The following is a 20,411-nucleotide window of genomic DNA, read 5'->3' on the forward strand; positions in this document are numbered from 1 at the left end:
GGCACGGTCGCCAGTGGTCGGCGCATGCCGGACTCCGCGCGTCGGACCACCCCGGCAGGCCCGTGTACTGCTGCGAGCCGAAAAGTGGCAGGTGCGGAATCCCGGCCTCCGGGGAGCGTTGGTGTCAGTGGTCTCGACCAGCGCGCTGACCGGGCGTGGAGCGAGATCAGGTCAGCCGTGATGTTGCTCGCGCCGACGGCGGCCGGTCCGTCGCGGCCGGCCGCCGTCGGCGCTCAGTGCGCGCGAAGACGTGCGGTCAGGCGCACAGGACGCGGGTCTCCGGAGTGTAGACCGGGCCGCCGTTGACGCTCTCGCTGTCGCTGAACTCCGCGTAGAAGTACGAGTAGAAGCCGATGTTGCCGTTGCAGCCGGAGTCGGCGGCGACCTGGAGGGTCAGGGTGACGGTGCGGCTCTGGCCGGGCGGGATGGTGGCGCCGTAGTTGGTGCCGAGGTTGGCCGGGCCGGTCCCGGTGCACGGGACGGCGCCGGCCTCCGACGCCAGACTGCATCCGGTGAAGCTGTACTTGAGGTCGGGTCGCTGGGTGGTCAGCCAGGTCGGGTCGATCGTCTGGTAGACGAACCAGATGTCGTACGTCTTGTTGTTCTTGATCGTCATCGACAGGTTCACCGCGCCGCCCGGCTGAGTGGTCGCCGCGTCGGTGGCGAACGTCAGCTCGGCCGGGGCGGGGTCGGCGGCGCTCGCGGAGGGCGCCAGGCCGAACAGGGCGAGGGCGAGGGCGATGATCGTGGCGAGACCGAAGCGTCTTGTTCGTGTGGATCGCATGGCCCGGGACATTAGGCATGGCCCCGCCGCACCGTCTGCACCGTCAGGAACACGGGGAGTGGGACTCGGCCGGAAGTGTGCGTTCGGTGAAGGGCCCGTGACGGACCCGTCACAACCGGCGATGGAGGGCGTTTGCGCACGACAGCGCGAGGGGCCGGCCGGGCGGGCCTCCGACGCGCCGACGCGGGCCCACCGGTCGTACGTGCCGGTGGCAATGGCGGATTCCGGGTGCCCGCCTGTCATGGGGACCGGAAGACTCCCGCCCGCGCCGCCGCGGCCGCGGCTTCCGCGGCGCGGTCCGCCGTCGCCTCGTCCAGCGGCTCGTCGGTGGTCAGCAGGCGGTAGTAGAGGGGGGCGGAGACGGCGCGGATCACCTCGCGCGTGTCGGTGCCCTCGGGCAGCTCGCCGCGTTCGACGGCCTGGCGCGCGCAGGGCTCCCACTCCGTGACGCGGACGTCGTAGAACCGGTGGAGGGCGGTGGCCGCCTGCTCGTCGCAGGTGGCGGCGGCGATCATCGCCCTGAAGAGCGCGCCTTGGCGCGGGTCCGCCAGTGTGCGCCGCACGAGCCGGGCGTTGGCGCGCAGGTCGCCGAGGAGCGTGCCGGTCTCGGTCCGCGGGAGCGACTGCTCGGCCATGTCCGTGAGCAGGTCGGCGACCAGGTTGGCGGGGGTCCCCCAGCGCCGGTAGACCGTGGTCTTCCCGACCTCGGCGCGGCGGGCCACGTCCGCGAGGTCGAGGCCGGCCAGGCCGTGCTCGGCCAGGGCGTCGCCGGCGGCCCGGAGTACGGCGGACCGTACGCGGGCGGTGCGTCCGCCCGGGCGGACGGTGCCGGGTCCCACGCCTTCGGAAGTCATAACGGTACTCCGGTTCCGTTAGTAGCTGGATTTCTGTTAGCGTGTGGACATCTTAACGGAACGCATGTCCCGTTAATGGGTGGCGGGTCCTGTGCGCCGTGCACCACCACGACGCAACGGACGGCCGGACGAAGGGATGCGGTTGTGGAATTCAGGAGACTGGGCGCGTCCGGGCTGATGGTCCCGGCACTGAGCTTCGGCGCGGGCACCTTCGGCGGCCGGGGCGAACTCTTCGGAGCCTGGGGCAGCACGGACGAGGCGGAGGCGCGCCGGCTGGTCGACATCTGCCTGGAGGCGGGGGTGACCATGTTCGACACCGCCGACGTCTACTCCGGCGGCGCGTCGGAAGAGGTGCTCGGCGCCGCCTTGAAGGGGAGGCGCGACCAGGTGATCATCTCCACCAAGGCGGGGCTGCCGATGGGCGACGGGCCGGCGGACGCCGGCACCTCGCGGGTGCGTCTGATCACGGCGGTCGACCAGGCCCTGCGCCGGCTGGGCACGGACTACATCGACCTCTTCCAGCTGCACGCCTTCGACGCCGGAACCCCCGTGCAGGAGGTGCTCTCCACGCTCGACGACCTGGTACGGGCCGGAAAGCTCCGCTACACCGGCGTTTCCAACTTCAGCGGATGGCAGCTGATGAAGTCGCTGGCCGACGCGGACGCCCACGGGCGCCAGCGCTACGCGGCGCACCAGGTCTACTACTCCCTCGTCGGCCGGGACTACGAGTGGGAGCTCATGCCGCTGGCCCTCGACCAGGGTGTCGGAGCCGTCGTGTGGAGCCCACTGGGGTGGGGGCGCCTCACCGGCCGGATCCGCCGCGGCCGGCCGCTCCCGGCCGACAGCCGACTGCACGCCACGGCCGACTACGGCCCGCCCGTGGCGGACGAGCAGCTGTTCCGGGTGGTCGACGCGCTGGACGCCGTCGCCCAGGAGACGGGCCGGACCGTTCCCCAGATCGCGATCAACTGGCTGCTGCGGCGCCCGACCGTCTCCTCGGTCATCATCGGCGCCCGCAACGAGGAGCAGCTGCGGCAGAACCTCGGCGCCGTCGGATGGGAGCTGACCGGGGACCAGGTGGCCAGGCTCGACGCCGCGAGCGCCACGACGGCTCCCTACCCCTACTTCCCCTACGAACGTCAGGAGGGCTTCGCCCGTCTGAACCCCCACCCCTTGCGGCGTGCGGGCGTACCCCAGGGCTGACCTGCCCTGTTCCGGCGGCGTGGGAAAGGGCATTGTCAGTGCCGTGCACAAGAATGCGGGCAAGCGAGATCAACCCCGGCCGGAGCGGGTAGGCGGTCTCGAGTCCCCTGTCCCGAAAGGCCACAGCCGATGCCGCTTACCGTCGTCCACGCGCAGACCGCCGACGCCCGCACGACCGGCCGCCGCGGGCCCCGTCCGTGCGCACCGCTCGGCCCCGCCGGGGCCGACATCCTGCGGATAGTCGCCGATGCGCGTACCCCTGTGTTCGTCACCGTGCGCAAGGGCGGAGGGCGCAGGTACAGCTACTGGCGGCCGCTGGACTCGGCCACGGGCAGGGGCGGCTGCTACGTGGCGCTGCCCACCGACGAGTGCGACAAGCTGCACGCCGCCGGCCGGATCACCCTGGGCGAGCCGCTGACCGACCCGGCCAGGACCACCTACCGGGTCACGGCCGCCCGGACATCGGCCGGGCCCGTGCGCGCCGTGCGCTCCCTGCGGGACCGGGCGCACGCGGCGTGAGCGCGGAAGGGGAGGCGGAGATGGCGAAGGCGGACGGCGCCGGTACCGACGCACCCGAGGAGGATCTCCTCGAAGGCCTGCGGATCGACGAGCGCAAGCCGGAGAAGCCGATCCTGCTCAACGCGCAGGGCAGCCCCATCGACACCTGGCGGGAGAACCATCCGTACGACCGCAGGGTACGCAGGTCCGACTACGAGCGGCAGAAGCGGGTCCTGCAGATCGAGCTGCTCAAGATGCAGCGCTGGGCCAAGGAGGCCGGTCAGCGCATCGTCGTCCTCTGCGAGGGCCGCGACGCGGCCGGCAAGGGCGGCACCATCCAGCGCTTCACCGAGCGCCTGAACCCCCGCGGCGCCCGTGTGGTCGCACTGGACAAGCCGACCGAGAGGGAGGCGGGGCAGTGGTACTTCCAGCGCTACGTGGCCCACCTGCCCGCCCGCGGCGAGATCGTCTTCTTCGACCGCTCCTGGTACAACCGGGCCGGCGTCGAGCGCGTGATGGGCTTCTGCACCGAGCCCCAGTACCGGCAGTTCCTCCAGCAGGCGCCGCTGTTCGAACAACTGCTCACCGACGACGGCATCCTGCTGGTGAAGTTCTGGTTCTCCGTCTCCCGGGCCGAGCAGCGGACGCGTTTCGCGATCCGCCAGGTCGACCCGGTCCGCCGCTGGAAACTCTCGCCGACGGACCTGTCGTCACTGGACCGCTGGGACGACTACACCGCGGCCAAGATCGACATGTTCCGGGCCACCGACACGCCCCACGCACCCTGGACGGTGGTCAAGAACAACGACAAGCGCCGGGGCCGGCTGGAGGCCATGCGCAGCCTGCTGGACCGCTGTGACTATCCGGCGAAGGACGACGAGGCCGTGGGCAGTCCCGACCCGCTGATCGTGGGTGCCGCCGACACCCTGCTCGAAGCCGGTGAGGAACCCGCCGACCTCTCGCCGACACCGCTGGCCGGACACGGCGACGGGCCGGGGACCCACCCGGGCCGGGCGGAGTGACCCCGGCCGTCCACCCGGGAGATCCGGGTGGCGCCCACCGGCGCGGGCCGCGCGTGCGGCTCAGTGGTTCAGGGCCGTCCGGAGCGCGGGGTCCGACGCCGCCCGCCACACCGACGGGAGTTCCTCCTGCCGTGCGCGGGCCCCCGCCCGTTCCTGACCGTGGAGCAGGCCCCACGTGAACGCCGTCTCGCCCGCGCCGTGGGCCGCCACCGCCAGTTCCCGCAGCGTGTCCTGGGCGACCACGGCGTCCTGGTGCTCGCCGAGCAGCTTCTGCACCGCCTTGGCGCGCTTGCCGAGGCGGCCGACGGGCTTGCCGAGTGCCGGACGCGCCACCTCGGCCGCGTAGCGGACCTTCTTGGCCGCCTTGCGCGCCTGGTGCAGTGCCGCGTCCCGGGCCTGCCCGGGCGGCTGCTCCAGCGCGTGGTCCATGCGCCCGGCGAGACGGTCGTACTCCTTGAGGACAGCCTTGGCCATGACCGGGGCGGGTTTGCCCGCCGCCTTGGCGCGCAGCGGCGGCCGCCGGACCAGCCCGTCCAGCGCGTCCAGGAGCCGCAGATAGCGGGCCGAGGCCAGGGCCTCCCGCGTGCGTGTCCGGCTCTCGTCGCCGCGGGACACGTCCCACACCCGCAGCCGTGCGGCGACCGGGCCGAGCACCAGGTCGTCCGGCAGCTCGGCGACCGCACCGCTCAGCCGTGCGCGCAGCACCTCCTGGTCCCGCTCGACTCCCAGTTCACCCGCCAGCCACTTGAGCTCGGCGCGCAGGGGATCGGTGACCCGCCGGTCGAGAACCGACCGGTACGAGCGCAGGCAGCCGCGCAGGCGCCGGCACGTGACACGCATCTTGTGCACCCCGTCGGGCAGGTCCCGGCGGACCGCCGGATCCAGCGCCACCAAGGTGCCGGCCTGTTCGCGCAGGTACGCCGCCACGTACGCGCCCGGCGAACCCGGCACCACCTTGTCCGGGGCCCGGCGCGACGGCTTCACCTCCGCCGAGGCACCGGTGTCCCGCAACGCCCGGGCGAGTTTGGAAGGGCTGTCCGACCGCGCGATCCCCTTCTTGCGCAGCTTGCGCTCCACGGTGTCCAGCAGCCCGGTGGGGGCCCCGTCGGCGAGCTCGACCTCCAGCTCGCTCCACTCGGTACGGCCACCGCCGCCCGACAGCGAGTCGGCACGCACCTCGTCGAGGCTGAGCTCGGCGAGCACCGTGCCCTCGGCATCACGGAGGTGCCGAACCGAGCGGGCGGACCTGATGCGCATGACGGGACGCAGCTCCGCGCCCCGCGTACGGGACAGGACGAGCTCGCGCAGCGCCGCCGGTACGTCGTCCGACAGCGCGGCCCGCACCTCCTCCCGGCTGTCCCCGGTGAGCGGGAGCTTCAGATGCCACCCGGCGTCCGAGCCGCCCGTCCGGCGGCGCAAGGTGGCCGACGTGCCGGCCAGCCGCAGATCCACGGTGTCGTGGTACACCGCGTCCAGCTCCTCGGTTCCGGTTTCGGTGACGGAGGCGACGGGACCGACGCCGGTGAGGTCCGGCAGCCCGTCGGCGCCGGGGGAGGAGGGCTCGTACTTTCGCTCTGTCTCGCGCTTCGACTGGGTCATACTGTGTCCTTCGACGCGATACGGCGGATCAAACGCCGAGGTGCTGGTCTTGTTCGCCGGCACGCTGCGAAAGCCGGCTCGGGCCTCACCCCGCGCCGGGCGCCCCGCGTTCGACCGGAAACGAGCCCGGTCGAACGACACCCCTACCCGCCGGCGCCGAGCCAGGGCCGCGGATCGGTGTAGTACCCGTCGAGGACGACCTCGAAGTGCAGGTGGGGCCCGGTGGACAGGCCGGTGGAGCCGACCCGTCCGATCGTGGCGCCGGCCTCCACGGCCTGTCCCGCGGCGGCCTCCAGGGACGACAGGTGACTGTAGGTGGTCTCCAGGCGTCTGCCCTCGATGGTCCCGTGGTCGATCACCACGCGGTTGCCGTACGCGCTGGTCGACGCGGCGAACACCACGCGGCCGCGCCGTGCGGCGACGACCTGCGCGCCCTGGGGCGCGGCGAAGTCCACACCGGTGTGCAGCTTGGTCACCCCGGTCAGCGGGTGCTCCCGCGACCCGTAGGGCGAGGTGATGGTGAGCGGTCTCACCGGAGCGGCCGGCAGCGCGCCGGCCGCCCCACCCGTGCCGCCGCCGGACTCGGCCCGGTCGAGTGCCTCGTAACGCGGGAGCAGGGCCTCGACCTCGGCGAGGTAGGTGTTGGCCGTCGGAGGTACCCGCCCCGCCTTCGTCACGGCGTCCGTTCCCGACGAGTACGCGGCGAGGGTCAGGTCCACGAGGTCCCCGTTGACCCGGCCCTCGGTGCGAAGCCCGGTCACCTTCTCGGCCAGTGAGCAGTCCTGCCGGCCGAGCGCCATGATGGCGTCCGCCGGGTCGCGGGGCGAGGAGTGGCCATTGCCGTCGTCGTCCCTGCCCCAGATCCGCCACTCGGTGTCGGTGAAGGCGGCGATGCCCTTCTGGCCGGAGAGCGCGTCCGTGTCGTCGCTCCAGCCGGAGAGCTGGTCGATCTGCGCGGCGAGCACGGACGGTTCGAGGATCGTGCAGGCCGAGGCGGCCTTGCGCAGCCACGGGACGTAGGAGGGGTCGATGTCGACCGTCGTGGCCGGGTTCGTGCCGGAGTCCTCGGGCCACGGGGACGGCAGACCGCCGGTCAGCGCGAGAAGGGCGGCCACGCCGGTGACGGTCACCAGACCTGGTAACAGCAGCAGCGTGAAGGGCCCCGGACCGCGGCGCTTCCGTTTTCCGGCCTGTTCCGGTTGACCCGGCTGCTCGGGCTGCTCGGGTCGTGCTGGGTGTTCCGGCTGTCGCTCGCCCGCGTCCGCGGCCGTCTCCGCCACGGTCAGCCGCTCGTCGTTCACCGGGGCGCTCGCCGGGACCTGATGCTCACGAAGCCGAAGGTAACGCCCCGTTCCGCAGGCGTCAGGAGGCCCCGAGGCAGCGGGAGATGTCCGAACGGGCAGAGCGGTGGCGGCCCGACGGGCAGAGCGGCCGCGGCCCCGCCGCCCGGACCACGTCCCCACCGGTCGGGGCGTAGAATCCCCGCCATGGGCGTCTCCTGAACCGACCGCACGGTCCACAGCCACCCGCCCCGCAGACGCCGGGTCGATCAAGCGTTCCCACGCGCCCACTCAGGAGACAGTCACCCATGTCCGTCCACTCCCGCTGCCCTGCCCGGCGCCTGGCCGCGTTCCGTCCGCCCGAGCCCGCCGCCACCACGCAGCAGCTCACCGACGAACTGGCCAACTGGACCCTGATGCCGGCCCACGTGGCTGGCCCGCGGTGAAGTGGCCCGCGCCCACGCGCTGCTGCACGGCGTCGTCGCGCCGCAGCAGCTGCGGCTCTGCCGGCCCCTGCGGGACAGCACCGCGCACTGGCTGACTCCCAGCCGGGCACTGGAACAGGACGTGCCCGCCGCCGACGTCGACCGGTACACCGCCGCCACCGCCGCCGCCCGGGCGGGAGAGGTGCGCACGGCCGCCCGCAACAGCTGGCAGTGGAGCCGGGAGCTGAGCGCCGAGGCAGCCGGCCGGTGGGCGGTCCGGGTGCCGCGACGGCTGCACGAACAGATCGCGGAGCTGCTGGCGGCGAACCGTCCGGGCTGAGCCGCGGCGGGTGCCAAGCGGACCGGGGTCGCCCGCACCGTCCCGGAGCGGCCGGGTCTGGCAGGCGGCGGCCCACTCCGATAGCTTGCTCGTGCGGCCCCGCGTTCTCCCCCGTACGCGGGGCCGCACGACGCGTCGGTCGCCGCACGCCCGGGAACGATGGAAGCGAGCGGGACAGGAGCCGTGATCACCGGGCTGCCGCGGGGCTGGTAGCGTCGCGTGGTCGCGGCGGGCGGCGCGAGAGAGGTGTCGGTGCGTGGGTGAGCGGCAGGACCGTGAGTGGATGGCGATGACACCGGGCGATTTCGACCTGGACGCCCCACTGGTCCTCAACGTGGGCACCGGGCCCGGCACCGTCCCGGCCGAGCCGGACGAGTACGGCACGGCACCCCTGTTCGGTGACACGGCGCCCGCGCCGAGCACCCCCCGCCGGACCCGGCGGGGACGGCCCTCACCCGCCCAGGAGCGGCTGTTCTGACCGTCCCCGCCAGGGGTCAGGACGCGGGAACCTCGTCCACGAAGTCCGTACCGGCGGTGCGGTATCCGGCGACCTTCGCGGCGGCCTGCGCCGGGGTGAGCCACCTGGTCCTTGACGTGCAGGACGTAGTCGACCTGCTGGTCGTAGGCGCGCGGGGCCGTCGACGTCTGCCCGTTCAGGTCGATCAGCCACTGGTTGAAGTTGATCGACATCGGCCGCTCGGGCAGGTACCGCGCGTCATGCGTGCCGAAGTGCCGCCCGTCCACGTAGTACGTGATGGCGCTGTCGTCGATCGTGACGACGAGGTCGTGCCAGCCCGCGTAGCTGATGCGCTGCTCCGAGTGCTGGTTGGTCTCCGGCCGGCGGGCCTTCAGTCTGCCGCCGGCCGCGGGCGCCTGGACCAGCAGGCTGCTGGAGGTCCGTACCCTGCCCGCCGGTGCCAGGGTGGGCCGCAAGCTGCGCATGTCACCGGCGGCGCAGGTCCACTACGTGGCCCGGTTGCGACTGGTCGACACCTCACCCATGGCCATCGAGTACCTGCACGTCCCGGCCGACCTCGTCTCGGACCTGACCAGTGACGAACTGGAGCAGGGCGACCTGTACGAGCACCTGAACGAGCGGCACGCCGTCCGGGTCAGCGAGGCCGTGCAGTCGATCGAACCCACGGTGGTGACACGCGCGGAGGCCGACCTGCTCGACGTACCGGAGCTGTCCCCGGCGCTGCTCTTCGAGCGACTGACCACCGACACACGCGGCCGGCCGGTCGAGTACGTGCACTCCCTCTACCGCGGCGACCGCTACCGCATCGTCTCCCGGCTCACCCTGGGCCCCCGGGGCCAGGCGCCGCCTTCGCGCGAAGGGCATCACCCGGGCATCCCGCCGGGCGACTTCACGAACGGAGACCCCGTCACGCTCTCTACACGCGGAGTGGTGCAGGACGGGATGTGCCGCCCTTCGGTGCGCGGAGATGCTCGGAACGGCTATGTATCGAGCACGTATTGACATGCAACGGCTGAGCCCGCAGAGTCTTGCCCCGAAAGCGCTCTGCAGCCGGACCGAGCCCGACCGGGCCCGGCCGAGCTCCACCGCGCTTCACCGTGCTCGACGACGCCCGACCGTGCCCCGCCCGTGATGCCGACCGCCCACGAGGAGTGCTGCCGTCATGTCCGAAACGCCCGCTGTCTCACGCCGACTGCTTCTGGGCTCGGCCGTCGCCACCGGTGCGGTCGCGGCCGGGATGACCGGGGCGGCCCCGTCCGCGTCGGCGGCGGCCGCCCCGGCGCCCCGTCGCAGGCCCGGCCAGAAGTCGATGATCGGGGTGCCCTTCGGCGCCCGCAGAACCGTCCGCGTCGGCGTCATCGGCCTCGGCAACCGGGGCGGCGGCATGATCACCGGCTGGGCGGCCGTCCCCGGCTGCACCGTGACCGCGGTCTGCGACATCCGCGCCGACCGTGCGAAACGCGCGGCGGACCGCCTGGAGGGCAAGGGCAGGCCACGCCCCGCCGAGTACGGCGGCTCCGCCGACTCCTACGCCCGGATGCTCCGGCGGGACGACATCGACCTGGTGTACATCGCCACACCGTGGGAGTTCCACTACGAACACGGCAGGGCGGCACTGCTCAGCGGCAAGCACGCCCTGGTCGAACTCCCCATCGCGACCGAGCTGCGTCAGCTGTGGGACCTCGTCGACACCTCCGAGCGCACCCGCAGGCACCTGCTCCTGTCCGAGAACTGCAGCTACGGCCGCAACGAGCTGGCCATGCTCAAGGGAGCGCACGACGGCCTGTTCGGGGACATCACCAACGGCCACGGCGGCTACCTGCACGACCTGCGCGAACTTCTCTTCTCCGACACCTACTACACCGACTCCTGGCGGCGGCTGTGGCACACCCGCAGCACCGCCTCCTTCTACCCCATGCACGGGCTGGCCCCGATCGCGGCGGCCATGGACATCAACCGCGGCGACCGCATGGCCACGCTGCGCGCCACCGCGACCGCCCCCAAGGGGCTGGCCGACTACCGCGCGCGCTTCGTGCCGCGGGACCACCCCTCCTGGAAAGAGACCTACATCAACGGTGACCTGGTCACCTGCATGATCGAAACGGAGAAGGGCAGGACGATCCGGGCGGAGCACGACGTGAGTTCGCCCCGGCCGTACAGCCGGATCAACACCCTGGCCGGCAGCCGCGGCATCGTCGAGGACTACGCGGGACCCTCCCCGACCGGTGCCCGGATCTACGTCGAGCCGGACCACAGCGGCCACTCCTGGCGCGACTTCGAGGGCTACCGCAAGGAGTACGACCACTGGCTGTGGCAGAAGGTCGGCGACGACGCCGCCAACAACGGCGGCCACGGCGGCATGGACTACGTCCTGCAGTGGCGCACCGTCCAGCTGATGCGGGCGGGGCTGGTGCCGGACATCGACGTCTACGACTCGGCCGCCTGGTGCGCGCCCGTCCCCCTGAGCGTCACGTCGCTGGCCAGGGGCGGCCGCCCCGTCGAGATTCCCGACTTCACCCGGGGCGCCTGGCGTGAGCGCAGGCCCGGACTCGACTCGACGCCCACCGACATGCCGCCCGTCGGCTGAGCGGGAGACGGACGGCACCGGTCCCGCCACGGCCCCTGAGCGGCCGTGGCGGGACGTCCCGGTGTGCGCCGGCCGACGCGGTGTCAACGCTCCCGGAGCCGCCCCAGCCCCTCCAGCGTCCGGGACGCGGTGCGGGCCAGCACCGGCCGGTCGTGCACGAACCGGCGGGCGGCCCGCACCGGCTCCCGGCCCAGCCGGTAGGGGGCGCCGCCCGGCCCCGGGCGTACCACGGCGCCGGTGTGCACTCTCAGGTCACGCGTCTTGAACGACTCCTTGTAGCGCGCCGGCCCGCTGCCCAGGTCGACCAGCTCGATCCCGTCGGCGGCAGCCGCCTCCAGCATCCGCGACAACAGCAGGAGCCCGGGGGAGTACTTGCCGCAGGCGCGGTCGTACGCCGGGAACCACCAGGACAGGACCGTGGGCGAACGCAGCCCGAAGTGTGCGGCCACCGGCCGGCCGGCTGCGTAGAGCACGGACAGCACCCCTCGGCACTCGGGATCGTCGCTCCGGGCGAGCAGCTCCACCAGCCGGGTGATCCACGCCTGCGCGAACCGGTCCCGTCGGCCCGTCCGCCGGTACTGGGCGGACTTCCACCGCATGAGCGCCCGCAACGCCCCGGGGTCCGGGTCGTCGTACACGAAGCGCACCTCGCCGACCTGACGGGCGAGTTTCCGCTCCTTGGCGAGGGTCTGTTTGAGGAAACCCGGTGAGTTCCGGCGCAGGCTCTCGGCGTACCGCTCGAAGCCGTCGCCGAGGTCGACGACGGGGGAAGCCAGTTCCTCGGTCGCGTGGGGCAGGAAGAGGTCCTGTCCGGCCTCAAGATTGTCGAACTCCCAGGACGAGAGGGCACAGGCCCGCAGCAACGCCCGGGCGTCGAGACGGATGCCGTCGCGCAGGACGGCGCCCTGACTGTCCGAGACTCCGAGCCCGATGGCCCGCCCGCGACCGGCGAAGCCCCGCTCGTGCGGAAAGTACCCGACCGGTGACCCGTCCTCCCGCAGCACCGCGACCGCGGCCCGCGGCCTGACCAGCCCGACCGCCGCGGTGAACGCCGGGTCCAGGAACGGATTCGCCGGGGCGGTGGAGGCGGCCCTGATCTCCCGCCAGATCTTCCGGTCGTCCGCGCCGAGCTCCTCCGGCCCGACCACGTCTATGCGCTTATCGGACATTCGCCTGCCTCCTGCGTCATCGGAACTCCGGACACACGAAGGCCTGCTGGACACCGCGTTCCGGCGGGCAGTACTCAGGCCGCGCGGCGCAGGCCTTGTCGGTACTGCCGTTGCTCAGCAGCGAAACGTCTGCAACTCGGGTGCGCCTCGGGCACCCCCGCCCGCTCGCGGCCCGCCCGCAGGTCCCGTCGGGCGGAGGTCCGTGCCGACCGGCCACGGGGCGCAGGCCGGCGCCGGGGCGCAGGTGGCGGCGCCGTCGTCGGCCCCGACCGCTTCCGCGGTCCTCGGCGACCGGACGGCGACATGGCGGAGCACGGTGTCCTCTTCGCGCGGGCCCGGCTCCCCGGCCTCCTCGGCCGTCACCGTCACGGTCGCCGCTGCCGATATCCCCGCGGTGTCCCGGTCCGGGCCCGGCTCCGCGGGACCCGGTGGCCGGGGGGCGGCGAGATGCAGCAGCGCCCATGCCAGCAGAACTGCCGCCGCTGCCCGTCGACGCCGCACTGTCGCACTCCTGACCTGCGTCCCGGCCGGGGGCTCACATACGGGCCGACACTGGACCAGTCCCCCGAATTCGCCCAGTTGTGTCTCCAGTAGGCCGAGCGCGAAGCGCTCAGTCAAGACCGCGTGACACGAACCGGTACGCCTGGCCCGGCGCGGGGGACGCAGTGCTCCGTTGCCGCTACGCACCGGGCGTCTACGGGGCGTGGACGCCCGCCGGGGTGGCGCTACCGCGCCAGGACCGACTCCGGGCCCATGACGACGACCGGCTCCTTGTCCGGATCCAGGGCGTTGAGCAACGCGCGCATGTGCTCCTCGCTCAGGGACACGCAGGCGTTGGTCGGCCCGTCGTGGTCCACGTGGATCCAGACGCCGCCGCCCTCGTCCTCGCCCAGCGGGCGCGTCTTGTCCAGCGGGGTGGTGCCGGGCACCCGGTTGTAGTCGATGGCGATCACGTAGTCGAAGGAACCCTCCAGCGGCTCGCCGAGATGCCCGGTGCCCGACACGGCGAACTCCGGGTCCTGGTCGTAGGGGAGCCGGGTCCCCGGGTCGGGCAGCCGGCCCCCGGCGTCACTGAGCCGGAAGACGCCGATAGGTGTGTGCAGGTCGCCCGCCTCGTGGTCGTCGGTCCAGCCGCGCAGACCGTTGTGGGCGGGCCAGGGACCGGCCACGGCGCGCCAGCCCTGTGCGGGGTACAGCTCGTAGAGCACCGTCTGCGCCTCGTACGAACTCTCCGTGGCGCCCGTGACCACCAGGGCCTGCCGGGAGGCGTCGGGGACCCGGGCCCGCATCGCCGGTCCGAGCCCGGGCAGAGGGCGCGGGAAGGAGCGCGGGGGAGCGGGCTGCGGGGACGCCGGCTGCGAGGCGGATCTGCCGGGCGTCTGCGCGTCCGGAGAGGAGGCGCCCGGCTGCTGCTGTGCGCAACCGGTCCCCAGCGCGCCGGTGCACATGACAGCGCCGATCAGCAGGGCCAGCGCTTTCCTGACGGTCATATCGATCTCCGACTCCGTGTGTGGACTACTCATTGCTAGACCACTTACGGAACCGGGTTGTGCGGCCGCCTCGCCGTCTCCCCCGTTTGGCGCAGGGAAGTGACGAGGCGGCCGCTCCCACGGATCACTGAGGGGCGGCCGTCGAGGCTGCCTGCTCCCTGGCCTCCAGGCGCAGCCCGGGAGGCTCCCGCCGGAAGTCGCGGGTGAGCACGCCCAGGCACGCGATGATGAGGACGAGCCACGCGCTGCCGAGCAGGACGGCCGTGTGGTCCAGCCTGGTCAGCAGGTACAGGTCGGCGGCGGCGCCGAGGACCGGCAGGACGACGTGGGTGAGGACGGGCCGCGGGGTGCCGGCCCGGCGAAGGCGGACCCAGACGGGGATCACGCAGATGTTGACGAGTGTGCCCAGGCCGGTCCGACCCCGGCGTCGGTCCTGTACTCCTACCCGGACATCAACGACCTGCCGGTCGCCGTGATCGAGCAGGGCACCGGGACGTACGTCCTGCGCCGGCGGGAAGCCGTGGAAGCCGCCCCCACCGCCTGGGCCCGGCTCGCGGCCTGCATCGCCTCCGTCCCCCCTTCCCGGGCGAGGCCGAGACGACCAGCCGCCTCCTGTACGAGCTGCTCCCCGTCACCTTCCGCAGCGAGGCGGCCGGCGCACGGCAGCGGACCTTCGTCGCCCAGCAGACGGACCTGTATCAGCGTGTCCGCGACGAGGGCGCGGACAGCGGCGAGTTCCGTCCCGCCGCCCCCTGCGGCTTCGTCGCCCGCGGCCTGGTGGCCCTGGAGGACGGCTGCGGCACCGACGTCCTCTCCGGCGCCGCCACCGCGGAACGGGTCGAGGAACGACTCCTGCACCATGCGCGGCTGATGACCGGGATGTGACGTCGTTCCGGCACGCCGTCACGGCCCCGGTTCGCAACATCGTTGCCGCTCACACCCCTTACTCACTGGTGGGGCTCGGACATGCCGTGTAGCGTCAGCAGCAGATGTCGTGGTTCGCCCAGACCGCCCGCGCCGGAGTGCGGGCGGTTTGCTGTGCAATGCCGGAGGACCAGGACGACCACCTCCGGGTTCGCACGGTGCGGATCCGATATCGGCTGAAAGGCAAAGGCATGGCCAGCGGAACCGTCAAGTGGTTCAACTCTGAAAAGGGCTTCGGCTTCATCGCGCAGGACGGCGGCGGTCCCGACGTCTTCGCGCACTACTCCAACATCAACGCCTCCGGCTACCGCGAGCTGCAGGAAGGCCAGGCCGTCACCTTCGACATCACCCAGGGCCAGAAGGGCCCGCAGGCGGAGAACATCACCCCCGCCTGACCGGGGTAGCGCCGAGCACGGGCACGGTGCCGGGAACCGATCGTTCCCGGCACCGTGCCCGTGTCTGTCGCGACGCCCCTCGCCCCGCCGCCCTCAGCGAGGGTGCCGCAGGAAGGCGAGCAGGGCGGCCGTCAGCTCGGAGGGCGCGTCCTCCTGGACGAGATGGCCCGCGTGGGCGATCGGCTCCCATCGGGCGCCGGGGACGGCAGCGGCGAGTTCGCGTCCCTTCGCGACGGGAATCCACGCGTCGTCCTCGCCCCAGCAGATCAGCGTCGGAACGTCGATCCCGGAGTAACGGTCCTGGATCTCGTCGGTGTAGCGCTGGTCGGCCTGGGCGATCTGCCGGTAGAAGGCAGGCTGGCCCGACTCGCCGAGCCAGGGCTCGACGAGCCGGTCCAGCACCGTGGGATGCAGCCCCGGGCCGCCGGTGGAACCGACGTACTCACGGACGAGAGCCCGATGGAGCGCCGGCGGCAGCGCCTCGAAGACGTCCGCGTGGTCGCGGACCAGCCGGAAGAACGGCGATCCCCAGGGCGCCAGCGCGACCGGATCGACCAGGGCGAGGGCCCGGTAGCCGACGCCGTGCAGCAGGTGGGCCCGCAGAGCGACGGCGCCGCCGAAGTCGTGGGCGACGACGAGGGGGTCCTCGAGGCCCCAGTGGCCCAGCAACTCGGTGAAGACCCGGCCCTGGGCCGCGAGGGACACGTCCTGGCCCGCGGACTTCTCCGACATCCCGTAACCGGGCATGTCCCAGACGAACACCTGATGGTCGCGCGCCAGCGAACGGGCCACCGCACGCCAGACGTACGACGAGAACGGCGTGCCGTGCAGCAGGACCAGCGGTGGCCGGTCCGCTCCGCCCAGCCGGTTCCAGCGGACGGCCCCGGAACCGCTGGCGAACGTCTCGGGCAACGGCCATTCGGCCATGGGTACCCGCTCCTCTCGGTAGCGTCGGTCGAGGGCCGGTGCGCAGCGGCGCACCGGCCCTGAACCTTTCAGGGGCGATCGCGGACGGGTGTCAGGGCTTGCGGGCGAGGCCGCCGTGTTCGCCGATGAGCTCCGGGGCCGCGGAGCCGGCTTCCGGACGCCAGCGGGTGACCGGGACGACCCCGGGCTCCACGAGCTCCAGGCCGTCGAAGAACGCCGTGATCTGATCGACGGTGCGCAGGATGTACGGAGCGGCGCCGCTCTCGTTGTAGGCGTCCTGGGCACGGTCGAATTCCGGATCGATGCCCCGCGAGCCGTCGTTGACGGAGAGGTAGCTGCCGGTCGGCAGCGCGTCCATCAGCCGGGTGACGATGGAACGCGCCTGGTCGTACTCCGCCACGTGTCCCAGGATGTTGCTGAGGATGAGGGCGATGGGCCGGTCGAAGTCCAGCGTCCTGGCGGCGTCCCGCAGAACGCTGTCGGGGTCGAGCACGTCGGAGTCGATGTAGGCGGTCGCGCCCTCGGGCGTGGAGTACAGCAGCGCGCGGGCGTGGGCGAGCACCATCGGATCGTTGTCGACGTAGACGATCCGGGCCTCGGGGGCGATGCGCTGGGCGACCTCATGGGTGTTGTCGGCGGTCGGCAGGCCGGTCCCGATGTCGAGGAACTGCCGGACACCCGCCTCGGCGACCAGGTACGTGATGTTGCGGCGCAGGAAGGCGCGACTGCTGCGGGCGATGGTGACGATGCCGGGGAAGACGGCGGTGTACGCGTCGCCGGCCTCCTCGTCGACCGGGTAGTTGTCCTTTCCGCCCAGCCAGTAGTTCCAGATCCGGGCCGAGTGCGGCACCGAGGTGTCGATCTTCTGGTGCGCTGCGTGGCCGGGTGTCGTCACAGGGTCGCTCATGGATACGGTCCGTCTTTCAGCCGAGGCGTGGGTGCTTGACCACAACCTACGTCGCAACGGCCTTCTCCTGTGCACCGGTTCGCAGCCCGGCGGAAAACGGGGCGCGGAACGCCGGCGGTTGTGCCAGGGTGGCCGGTCGGCAAACCGTCGCCCCCGGGGGCTCGTCCCGCTCGTGTCAGGAGTGCCCGATGTCACCGACTCGTCTGGTTCCGCTGCTGGAACAGTTCGACTGGGCGTGCGAGCGCCTCACCGCCCGTATGACCGGGCCGGTCATGGACAGCGGGGACGGTTCGCGGACCGGGGTGGGACCCATGAGGGACGAGGAGTACTTCTGGGAGCCGGTGCCGGACTGCTGGTCGGTCCGGCGGCGGGCGGACGGTCCGGGACGGCACGCGACCTCCCTGGCCGGCGCCGGTGACTGGGGCAGAGACGCCGCGCCCCACCCGCATCCCTCACCGCCGCCCTTCACGACCCCCGCATGGCGGCTGAGTCACCTCAGCGAGATGCTCTTCCTGCGGGCCGATCACACGGTGGGCACCCACAGGCTCACCCGCGACGACCATCCCGTCAGTACAAGCGCGGCGGAGGCGGTCGCGGCCTTCGGCACGGGCGCGAAGGCCTGGCGGAACGCGCTGCTGAACATCGACGACCCCGCGCTCGACACCGTCGGCCGGTGCACGTACCCGCATGGCAGCGACGCCGAAGAGCCCTTCCTCGACATCGTCTGGTGGGTCAACCAGGAGGTACTGCACCACGGCGCCGTGATCGGCCTGCTGCGCGACCTGTACCGTGCCAAAGCGCCGTCCGGCCCGGCCGGGACCTAGGGGGTGTCGTGCGGCTGCACGCACCAGACCCCGCTCGGGTCAGTCGCACGGCGCCGTTGCCCGGAGCCGGCCTGATCCGAACGACACCCCCTGGCTCTAGAGGCGCGGCGCGCCCGTCACGGACATCACCAGTGAGTACAGGGACGTGGTGGCCGTGATGAACAGGCGGTTGTTCTTGGGGCCGCCGAAGGCGATGTTGGAGACGGCCTCGGGCACGCGCAGCCGGCCGATGAGGGTGCCGTCGGGGTCGTAGCAGTGGACACCGTCGTCCAGCGCGGCGGCCCACAGGCGGCCCTCGTCGTCGAAGCGGATGTTGTCGAAGCGCACGTCCCCGCGGCCCTCGGCGAAGACCTTCCCGTCGGACAGCGCGCCGTCCTCGCGGATGTCGAACGCGTGGATCCGGGCGGCCCGCGAGTCGGAGACGAACAGCCGCTTCTCGTCCGGGGACAGGATGACGCCGTTGGGCCCCTCGAATCCGTCGGCGGCGAGCAGCACGTCCCCCGACGCCGGATCGATCCGGTACACGTTGCACGCGCCGATCTCGGACTCGGCGCGGTGGCCCTCGTAGTCGCTGGTGATGCCGAAGTCCGGGTCGGAGAACCAGACCGTGCCGTCGGAGCGTACGACGGAGTCGTTCGGACTGTTGAGCAGCTTGCCGTCGTAGCGGTCGGCGAGGACGGTCACGGTCCCGTCGGGTTCGGTGCGGGTGACGCGGCGGTTGCCCTGTTCGCAGGTGACCAGGCGGCCCTGCCGGTCGAGCGTGTTCCCGTTGCTGTGGCCGGCCGGAGTCCGGAAGACGCCGACCGTGCCGGTGGCCTCGTCCCAGCGCAGGATGCGGTCGTTGGGAATGTCGCTCCAGACCAGCTGGCGCCAGGCGGGGAGATACAGCGGGCCCTCGGCCCAGCGGCAGCCGTCGTGCAGGACCTCCAGCCTGTTGTCACCGTTCGCGCAGCGTCCGGTGCGGAAGCGGTCGTCCAGGATCTCGTACGGGCCGTCGGTGGACATGGCGTCCTCTCAGCGAGAGTGATCAGGATCGAATTCAACGTAACATGCAGATCACCGAATCAGATACTGTTCATATATGAAGTCGGTAGATGAGATTGACCGTCGGCTGATCGCGCTGCTCCAGCAGAACGCCACCCGGCCGTACGCCGCTCTGGGCAAGGAGGTCGGCCTGTCGGCGGGCGCCGCCCACGAACGCGTCCGCAAACTGCGCGAACAGGGCGTCATCAGGGCCACTACGGTCGACGTCGACCCCGAGACGCTCGACCGAGGCGTCCTCGCCTTCGTACTGGTCGACTCCACGGCGTGGATGGGGGACCGGGCCGAGGACTTCGCCGCCGTGCCGGAGATCCAGGAGGCGCACGTCATCGCCGGCAGCGCGGCCGTCCTGGTCAAGGTACGCACGGCCACCACCGAACGGCTCCAGGACGTGCTGCGCCGCCTCTACGCGATCGACGGGGTCAGCGGGACCCGGGCGACGGTGGTCCTGGAGACGTTCTTCGAACGGCCGTTGGACGCCGGTTAGAGAACCGTACGCGCCCGCTCACGGGGCGGCGCCGACGACGCGGAAAGCGGCCCCGAGCCGGCCGGACAGGGCCGATCCGGCGTCGGCGAGGGGGAAACGGGCGCCCAGGTACCCGTCCGGACGGACGACGTCGCCCTGCGGCGCGCGACCGGCCAGCCGGGACCGGCCGCGCGCTTCCGCGGCTCCGGGGAGCCGGGACTCGCGGTCGGCCGAGCGCGAAGGGGAGCCTCGCGGCCGGCTCACCCAGTGCCGCCTCCGCTTCGGTCGGAGCGCGCCGGGCGGGGCCGATCAGCAACGCGTCCCTGTCGGTGAACGACGGGGGAACGTCACACCGACGCTCCTCTCCAGCAGCTCGCGCGACCGGGCGAGCTCTCGGCGGGCCACTCCTGTAGGTCACCGCGTCCCGGGCCGGCTCCGCGGCGGCGGGGTGTCGAGGGTGATCAGGACGTCCTGGGCGTCGATGATCAGGTGGCGCACCAGGTCGCGTGCGAGCCGGCCGGTGCATCCGGACGGCCGCGCGAAGTCCTCGCCGGGGACTTCGCGCGGCCGCGGCGCGCCACGCCGCCCGGGAGCGCGAGAAGAGATGACGGACCGCAAGCCAGCGGTGCCGGCCGTCCGGCTGCGACCGACTTCGCCGAGAAACGCGAGGCGGTCCTCAGACCCGGGCCACGAAGCGGACCTCGACCAGCAGTTCACGGAAGGCCAGCCTCGGGGTGCCGATCACCGTACTGGCCACCTGCGGGTCCGGCCGACCGTAGGCTTCCTTGCGCACCGGCCCCGCCGCGGCGTCGGCCGCGTCGATGTCGATCGCGTAGATGACCTCTTCGACGACGTCGTTCATCGACGCGCCGAACCGCTCGAGGAGCACTGCCGCGTTGGCATAGCACTGGCGCAACTGTTCGCCCGTGCGGGAGAAGTCGGTGACCAGCCCGGCGTCACCCACCGGAGCGGGGGCGATGAGATCCGCCCCGTCGTGCGCGACCTGCCCCGAGAGGTAAATGGTGTCGCCGCGCTTGACCGCCTGAACGTATCCGTAATCCCTCTCCCAGGGAACTCCGAAGCTCTCGACCTGACGTGCGTTGCTCATGGTTTTCCCATCGTCAAAAGCGGGTTGAAGAGTGAGACTGCCGAAACGGTATGAGCACCCGGCCGGGGCGAACCAGACTCGGCTGTGCCA

General features: G+C 72.3%; 23 protein-coding genes and 2 pseudogenes. 11 read left to right on the forward strand and 14 right to left on the reverse strand.

What is annotated here, in order from left to right; genetic code table 11:
* Positions 1-256 precede the first annotated feature (256 nt).
* The gene (locus ACIQ1J_RS09700; RefSeq protein WP_210958386.1) at positions 257-784 is read right to left on the reverse strand and encodes a hypothetical protein; all 528 of its coding nucleotides are present in this window, start codon (positions 782-784) and stop codon (positions 257-259) included.
* Positions 785-1,023: 239 nt separating this feature from the next.
* Entirely contained in the window at positions 1,024-1,638 is a 615-nt protein-coding gene (locus ACIQ1J_RS09705; protein ID WP_403555630.1) for a TetR/AcrR family transcriptional regulator, read from the reverse strand.
* Between the two features lie 144 nt (positions 1,639-1,782).
* Between ACIQ1J_RS09705 and ACIQ1J_RS09710 the strand changes: the two genes are divergently transcribed.
* The 3 genes from ACIQ1J_RS09710 (at position 1,783) to ppk2 (ending at position 4,361) form a co-directional block, all read left to right on the forward strand.
* The gene (locus ACIQ1J_RS09710; protein WP_403555632.1) at positions 1,783-2,841 is read left to right on the forward strand and encodes an aldo/keto reductase; all 1,059 of its coding nucleotides are present in this window, start codon (positions 1,783-1,785) and stop codon (positions 2,839-2,841) included.
* Between the two features lie 129 nt (positions 2,842-2,970).
* A complete protein-coding gene (locus tag ACIQ1J_RS09715; RefSeq protein WP_210958389.1) occupies positions 2,971-3,360 on the forward strand; it encodes a hypothetical protein in 390 nt (129 codons plus the stop codon).
* Positions 3,361-3,380: 20 nt separating this feature from the next.
* Positions 3,381-4,361, forward strand: coding sequence for a polyphosphate kinase 2 (gene ppk2, locus ACIQ1J_RS09720; protein WP_403555634.1), 981 nt, complete (start codon positions 3,381-3,383; stop codon positions 4,359-4,361).
* A gap of 60 nt (positions 4,362-4,421) precedes the next feature.
* Here the strand turns inward: ppk2 and ACIQ1J_RS09725 are convergent, their stop codons facing one another.
* Entirely contained in the window at positions 4,422-5,960 is a 1,539-nt protein-coding gene (locus ACIQ1J_RS09725; protein ID WP_403555636.1) for a CHAD domain-containing protein, read from the reverse strand.
* Between the two features lie 143 nt (positions 5,961-6,103).
* Entirely contained in the window at positions 6,104-7,261 is a 1,158-nt protein-coding gene (locus ACIQ1J_RS09730; RefSeq protein ID WP_403555638.1) for a M23 family metallopeptidase, read from the reverse strand.
* 287 nt (positions 7,262-7,548) lie between these two features.
* On the opposite strand from ACIQ1J_RS09730, the gene ACIQ1J_RS09735 reads away from it, so the two are divergent.
* The 3 genes from ACIQ1J_RS09735 (at position 7,549) to ACIQ1J_RS09745 (ending at position 8,483) form a co-directional block, all read left to right on the forward strand.
* On the forward strand, positions 7,549-7,686 hold the full coding sequence (locus tag ACIQ1J_RS09735) for a hypothetical protein (protein ID WP_403555640.1): 138 nt from the start codon (positions 7,549-7,551) through the stop codon (positions 7,684-7,686).
* Between the two features lies 1 nt (position 7,687).
* Positions 7,688-8,005, forward strand: a complete 318-nt coding sequence (locus tag ACIQ1J_RS09740; RefSeq protein WP_403555641.1) for a hypothetical protein — start codon at positions 7,688-7,690, stop codon at positions 8,003-8,005.
* Between the two features lie 256 nt (positions 8,006-8,261).
* Positions 8,262-8,483: a hypothetical protein gene (locus ACIQ1J_RS09745; RefSeq protein WP_403555643.1), complete on the forward strand. Its 222-nt coding sequence runs from the start codon at positions 8,262-8,264 to the stop codon at positions 8,481-8,483.
* A 16-nt stretch (positions 8,484-8,499) separates the two neighbouring features.
* Here the strand turns inward: ACIQ1J_RS09745 and ACIQ1J_RS09750 are convergent.
* Positions 8,500-8,833, reverse strand: a pseudogene (locus tag ACIQ1J_RS09750) (hydrolase); the annotation flags it as partial.
* Here ACIQ1J_RS09750 and ACIQ1J_RS09755 point away from each other — a divergent pair.
* Both ACIQ1J_RS09755 and ACIQ1J_RS09760 read left to right on the forward strand, forming a co-directional pair.
* Positions 8,832-9,485: pseudogene (locus tag ACIQ1J_RS09755) on the forward strand (GntR family transcriptional regulator); the annotation flags it as partial. The pseudogenes ACIQ1J_RS09750 and ACIQ1J_RS09755 overlap by 2 nt on opposite strands.
* Positions 9,486-9,645: 160 nt before the next feature.
* Positions 9,646-11,070, forward strand: coding sequence for a Gfo/Idh/MocA family protein (locus ACIQ1J_RS09760; RefSeq protein WP_403555645.1), 1,425 nt, complete (start codon positions 9,646-9,648; stop codon positions 11,068-11,070).
* Between the two features lie 83 nt (positions 11,071-11,153).
* On the opposite strand, the gene ACIQ1J_RS09765 is transcribed toward ACIQ1J_RS09760, so the two are convergent.
* The 4 genes from ACIQ1J_RS09765 to ACIQ1J_RS09780 all read right to left on the reverse strand — a co-directional run bounded on the left by ACIQ1J_RS09765 (position 11,154) and on the right by ACIQ1J_RS09780 (position 14,590).
* Positions 11,154-12,239, reverse strand: a complete 1,086-nt coding sequence (locus tag ACIQ1J_RS09765) for a GNAT family N-acetyltransferase (RefSeq protein WP_403555647.1) — start codon at positions 12,237-12,239, stop codon at positions 11,154-11,156.
* 725 nt (positions 12,240-12,964) lie between these two features.
* On the reverse strand, positions 12,965-13,729 hold the full coding sequence (locus ACIQ1J_RS09770; protein ID WP_403555649.1) for a L,D-transpeptidase family protein: 765 nt from the start codon (positions 13,727-13,729) through the stop codon (positions 12,965-12,967).
* 124 nt (positions 13,730-13,853) lie between these two features.
* Positions 13,854-14,114, reverse strand: a complete 261-nt coding sequence (locus tag ACIQ1J_RS09775) for a hypothetical protein (protein ID WP_403555651.1) — start codon at positions 14,112-14,114, stop codon at positions 13,854-13,856.
* Positions 14,115-14,170: 56 nt separating this feature from the next.
* The gene (locus ACIQ1J_RS09780; RefSeq protein WP_403555653.1) at positions 14,171-14,590 is read right to left on the reverse strand and encodes a hypothetical protein; all 420 of its coding nucleotides are present in this window, start codon (positions 14,588-14,590) and stop codon (positions 14,171-14,173) included.
* 254 nt (positions 14,591-14,844) lie between these two features.
* Here ACIQ1J_RS09780 and ACIQ1J_RS09785 point away from each other — a divergent pair, with 254 nt between their 5' ends.
* Positions 14,845-15,048, forward strand: coding sequence for a cold-shock protein (locus ACIQ1J_RS09785; RefSeq protein ID WP_028964611.1), 204 nt, complete (start codon positions 14,845-14,847; stop codon positions 15,046-15,048).
* 93 nt (positions 15,049-15,141) lie between these two features.
* On the opposite strand, the gene ACIQ1J_RS09790 is transcribed toward ACIQ1J_RS09785, so the two are convergent.
* Together ACIQ1J_RS09790 and ACIQ1J_RS09795 are read right to left on the reverse strand one after the other, a co-directional pair.
* Positions 15,142-15,975: an alpha/beta fold hydrolase gene (locus tag ACIQ1J_RS09790; RefSeq protein ID WP_403555655.1), complete on the reverse strand. Its 834-nt coding sequence runs from the start codon at positions 15,973-15,975 to the stop codon at positions 15,142-15,144.
* 91 nt (positions 15,976-16,066) lie between these two features.
* Entirely contained in the window at positions 16,067-16,882 is an 816-nt protein-coding gene (locus ACIQ1J_RS09795; protein WP_210958404.1) for an SAM-dependent methyltransferase, read from the reverse strand.
* A 188-nt stretch (positions 16,883-17,070) separates the two neighbouring features.
* On the opposite strand from ACIQ1J_RS09795, the gene ACIQ1J_RS09800 reads away from it, so the two are divergent.
* Positions 17,071-17,706, forward strand: a complete 636-nt coding sequence (locus tag ACIQ1J_RS09800; RefSeq protein WP_403555657.1) for a DinB family protein — start codon at positions 17,071-17,073, stop codon at positions 17,704-17,706.
* A gap of 96 nt (positions 17,707-17,802) precedes the next feature.
* Here the strand turns inward: ACIQ1J_RS09800 and ACIQ1J_RS09805 are convergent, their stop codons facing one another.
* Complete coding sequence (locus ACIQ1J_RS09805; protein WP_403555659.1) at positions 17,803-18,711, reverse strand: SMP-30/gluconolactonase/LRE family protein; 909 nt, start codon at positions 18,709-18,711, stop codon at positions 17,803-17,805.
* A 76-nt stretch (positions 18,712-18,787) separates the two neighbouring features.
* On the opposite strand from ACIQ1J_RS09805, the gene ACIQ1J_RS09810 reads away from it, so the two are divergent.
* Complete coding sequence (locus tag ACIQ1J_RS09810; protein ID WP_403555661.1) at positions 18,788-19,234, forward strand: Lrp/AsnC family transcriptional regulator; 447 nt, start codon at positions 18,788-18,790, stop codon at positions 19,232-19,234.
* 18 nt (positions 19,235-19,252) lie between these two features.
* Here ACIQ1J_RS09810 and ACIQ1J_RS09815 read toward each other — a convergent pair whose 3' ends face one another.
* Complete coding sequence (locus tag ACIQ1J_RS09815; RefSeq protein WP_403555663.1) at positions 19,253-19,477, reverse strand: hypothetical protein; 225 nt, start codon at positions 19,475-19,477, stop codon at positions 19,253-19,255.
* A 412-nt stretch (positions 19,478-19,889) separates the two neighbouring features.
* Complete coding sequence (locus ACIQ1J_RS09820) at positions 19,890-20,321, reverse strand: Rid family hydrolase (RefSeq protein ID WP_403555665.1); 432 nt, start codon at positions 20,319-20,321, stop codon at positions 19,890-19,892.
* Positions 20,322-20,411: the final 90 nt, after the last annotated feature.

The sequence above is a fragment of the Streptomyces sp. NPDC097107 genome, from assembly GCF_044762405.1.
Taxonomy (GTDB): domain Bacteria; phylum Actinomycetota; class Actinomycetes; order Streptomycetales; family Streptomycetaceae; genus Streptomyces; species Streptomyces thinghirensis.

What these genes read in the sequence shown, in the direction of transcription:
- ACIQ1J_RS09780 (WP_403555653.1), bottom strand. Translation starts at nt 14,590, where the DNA reads ATGGTGCAGGAGTCGTTCCTCGACCCGTTCCGCGGTGGCGGCGCCGGA.
- ACIQ1J_RS09785 (WP_028964611.1), top strand. Translation starts at nt 14,845, where the DNA reads ATGGCCAGCGGAACCGTCAAGTGGTTCAACTCTGAAAAGGGCTTCGGC.
- ACIQ1J_RS09800 (WP_403555657.1), top strand. Translation starts at nt 17,071, where the DNA reads ATGTCACCGACTCGTCTGGTTCCGCTGCTGGAACAGTTCGACTGGGCG.
- ACIQ1J_RS09715 (WP_210958389.1), top strand. Translation starts at nt 2,971, where the DNA reads ATGCCGCTTACCGTCGTCCACGCGCAGACCGCCGACGCCCGCACGACC.
- ppk2 (WP_403555634.1), top strand. Translation starts at nt 3,381, where the DNA reads ATGGCGAAGGCGGACGGCGCCGGTACCGACGCACCCGAGGAGGATCTC.
- ACIQ1J_RS09735 (WP_403555640.1), top strand. Translation starts at nt 7,549, where the DNA reads ATGTCCGTCCACTCCCGCTGCCCTGCCCGGCGCCTGGCCGCGTTCCGT.
- ACIQ1J_RS09705 (WP_403555630.1), bottom strand. Translation starts at nt 1,638, where the DNA reads ATGACTTCCGAAGGCGTGGGACCCGGCACCGTCCGCCCGGGCGGACGC.
- ACIQ1J_RS09770 (WP_403555649.1), bottom strand. Translation starts at nt 13,729, where the DNA reads ATGACCGTCAGGAAAGCGCTGGCCCTGCTGATCGGCGCTGTCATGTGC.
- ACIQ1J_RS09805 (WP_403555659.1), bottom strand. Translation starts at nt 18,711, where the DNA reads ATGTCCACCGACGGCCCGTACGAGATCCTGGACGACCGCTTCCGCACC.
- ACIQ1J_RS09820 (WP_403555665.1), bottom strand. Translation starts at nt 20,321, where the DNA reads ATGAGCAACGCACGTCAGGTCGAGAGCTTCGGAGTTCCCTGGGAGAGG.
- ACIQ1J_RS09765 (WP_403555647.1), bottom strand. Translation starts at nt 12,239, where the DNA reads ATGTCCGATAAGCGCATAGACGTGGTCGGGCCGGAGGAGCTCGGCGCG.
- ACIQ1J_RS09790 (WP_403555655.1), bottom strand. Translation starts at nt 15,975, where the DNA reads ATGGCCGAATGGCCGTTGCCCGAGACGTTCGCCAGCGGTTCCGGGGCC.
- ACIQ1J_RS09795 (WP_210958404.1), bottom strand. Translation starts at nt 16,882, where the DNA reads ATGAGCGACCCTGTGACGACACCCGGCCACGCAGCGCACCAGAAGATC.
- ACIQ1J_RS09700 (WP_210958386.1), bottom strand. Translation starts at nt 784, where the DNA reads ATGCGATCCACACGAACAAGACGCTTCGGTCTCGCCACGATCATCGCC.
- ACIQ1J_RS09725 (WP_403555636.1), bottom strand. Translation starts at nt 5,960, where the DNA reads ATGACCCAGTCGAAGCGCGAGACAGAGCGAAAGTACGAGCCCTCCTCC.
- ACIQ1J_RS09760 (WP_403555645.1), top strand. Translation starts at nt 9,646, where the DNA reads ATGTCCGAAACGCCCGCTGTCTCACGCCGACTGCTTCTGGGCTCGGCC.
- ACIQ1J_RS09810 (WP_403555661.1), top strand. Translation starts at nt 18,788, where the DNA reads ATGAAGTCGGTAGATGAGATTGACCGTCGGCTGATCGCGCTGCTCCAG.